Annotated in this window: 3 protein-coding genes; 2 read left to right on the top strand and 1 reads right to left on the bottom strand. The window is 59.0% G+C overall.

All coding sequences use genetic code 11. From position 1 onward, the window contains the following. Positions 1 to 8: 8 nt before the first annotated feature. Positions 9 to 992 (bottom strand): IS30 family transposase, encoded by a 984-nt coding sequence (locus H0E84_RS11185; RefSeq protein ID WP_180678154.1) that lies wholly within the window; start codon positions 990 to 992, stop codon positions 9 to 11. A 994-nt stretch (positions 993 to 1,986) separates the two neighbouring features. On the opposite strand from H0E84_RS11185, the gene H0E84_RS11180 reads away from it, so the two are divergent. Continuing rightward, on the top strand, positions 1,987 to 2,220 hold the full coding sequence (locus tag H0E84_RS11180; RefSeq protein ID WP_180678730.1) for a hypothetical protein: 234 nt from the start codon (positions 1,987 to 1,989) through the stop codon (positions 2,218 to 2,220). Positions 2,221 to 2,237: 17 nt separating this feature from the next. Next, entirely contained in the window at positions 2,238 to 2,453 is a 216-nt protein-coding gene (locus tag H0E84_RS11175; RefSeq protein WP_180678729.1) for a hypothetical protein, read from the top strand. The last annotated feature ends 103 nt before the right edge of the window (positions 2,454 to 2,556 follow it).

Genomic DNA, 2,556 nt, shown 5'->3' with positions numbered 1-2,556 from the left:
CGGGTGAATTAACACCCCAAGTGCAACACCCCTGAGAGTTCCTGCATTCGTTCGATCGGGGTCTTGTAGCCATGTCGTTTCCTCGGCCTCGTGTTGAGTTTATGCGCAATTCGGTTGCAGTCGGCTTGTGTGGTTCTTGCCAGGCTCCTCCCCTTGGGCAGGTACTGGCGTAGCAGGCCGTTGAAGTTCTCGTTGCTGCCGCGCTCCCAGGGGCGGTGTGGATAGGCGAAGTAGCAGAGAACGCCTGTTGCTTGTTCGAGCGCGCGGTAGCCGTGGAACTCGGTACCGTTGTCCCAGGTGATGGTCTTGAACGGCAGGCCGCTGCGCTGGATCGCATCCAACGCTGCACGGTTGACCGCTTTGACCGTCCGGTGGGGCAATCTGACCACCAGGGCCACGCCGGTGCAGCGCTCGACCAGCGTCAACAGGCACACGCGCTCGCTGGCCGTGCCAACCACGGTGTCGCCTTCCCAGTGGCCGACCTCTTGCCGGCCTTCGACTTCCGCGGGGCGACTGTCGATCATTGGCTTGCCATGGAGCTTTCCCCGGCGTTCCGGGCCAAAGGTGCGCTTGCGTCTTCGCTTGCCGCCCTGGCGCAGGCAGGAGCGCAGCTGGCCTCCCGCGAGCCGGTCGCGATGAACATGCCGGTAGATCGTCATATGGCTGATCCGCACGACGCCGTGGAGCGCCAACCATCGGGCGATCTGCTCTGGACTCCACTGCGCATAGCGCAGTAGGGCCTCGATGCGTCCATAGATGTCGGCGTCGTGCTGCCTGACCTGCCGGGTCCGCCGTCGCCGGCCGTTGGTGCGCTGCTGGGCCTTGCTGGGCCGGTAGGCACCGTCGGTACGATGGCAGCGGTTGCGCTGGATCTCGCGGCTAATCGTGCTGGGCGATCGGTCCAGGATCCGGGCGATGGTCCGCAGTGACTGCCCGTCGCGGTGGAGCACGGACAGGGTGTATCGTTCTTGCTCGGTGAGCTGGTGGTACATGAGGGATCGTCTCTTGCCGGAGTGATCCCCTCCAGTCTGCCAGCTCACCTCTCCATCTTCGGGCGGTGTGGGTGTTGCACTTACTTTGTTAACCTGCGGGCCCTAACAGTTCATTCAAGCCGACGCCGCTTCGCGGCGCGGCTTAATTCAGGCGTTAGGCCTCATGGACAGCGACTCAGACATTGCCCGGAAAGCAATCTTCGAGATCCTCGACAATCAACTCGCGGAGGGCAATCCTCCGGAGGCCGGCGAGGCGCTTGCGCGTTTGCTGGCGGACGGACATTCGGAGCAGGAGGCTCGTAGACTCATTGCATGTGTCATAGCGTGCGAGGTCTTTGCCGTCGTTCAAGAGGGACGAGAGTTCGTTGCTTCCAGATATGCCGAGGCGCTTCGTGCGTTGCCAACGCTTCCATGGGAAGGCCACGTTGAGCCCTAACAATGCGTTCAAGCCGACACCGCTTCGTTCCGCCAAGCACATGGCAGGTACAGCTTGCCATGTGCTTGGCTCCACTACGCGGCGCGGCTTAACTTAGGCGTTAGGCCGCTATGAAGTATGTCGCAAGAACCAAAGAGTTCAGGCGCGCTGACATGCACACTGTCGGCCACATCACTGGGGGTGAACTGGTTCGGGGTCACGCTATGCCTCTACCGGATCTTGTGGAGATAGAGCCTGAGCCGGGGAAGGAGTACTGCATGATGTATCGGTACACCAAATCTGGAGATTTCTGCGGCGATACCTGGCACGAAGATCTGGAGGCAGCGTTCGCGCAAGCCCACCGTGAGTACGGCTTGGCCATCTCTGACTTCCTTGTAGTTCATGAAGAGCAAGCCGAGAGCCCCAGTGGCGCGGCCTAACAATGCGTTCAAGCCGACACCGCTTCGTTACGTCAACCACATGGCGGATACAGCTTGCCATGTGGTTGCCTCCACTACGCGGCGCGGCTTAACTTAGGCGTTAGGCCGCTAGAAGAACTGTTTCGCAAGGGGAAGTATCGTGGAGACAATCAAGGGGATTGCATTCTTTGTCGGCATCATTGCTTTCGGCGTCTGGCTGTTTCGCCGAAACTGGCTAGAGGCAGAGATCCGTCGCAACGACATGCATGAGGCTCCATCTGAGCAACAGCTTCGCTGGCACATCCGCCATTTGCGTGAGGATATTCATGCTCTTGTGGTGGTCAACTACACGTTGCTTGTTGTGGTTGCTGCTGTAGCTATTTTTAAACTTTAAGGGCCGCGGAGTATCTCGTGACTCAAGCATCCAACAACGTAACTGATAGCGCCATCAAGTTGTTCTGGACTCTCCTCTTCTCTCTTGGGCCCGCGATCTTATTGGGTATGGATTTCGGTCTGTCCGTAGGACTTGGCTATTTTGTCATCGCGGCTGTGGTGATTTCGGTTCACTATGATGCGCAAGATGTTCGCAAAGCTGTTCAACAGCTCACTCAGAACCGTCAAGCATGATTGGCACACGGCCTAACAATTCCCTAGGGAGCTTCCCGTCAACTCCGGCCGCATGACGCTCTTGCCTGTAGCTTGAAGGCGGTTGCTGGTGCTCGTGTTGTGT

It is taken from the genome of Luteimonas salinisoli (assembly GCF_013425525.1).
Lineage (GTDB): Bacteria > Pseudomonadota > Gammaproteobacteria > Xanthomonadales > Xanthomonadaceae > Luteimonas > Luteimonas salinisoli.
This window is presented reverse-complemented; position numbering and strand designations above follow the sequence as displayed.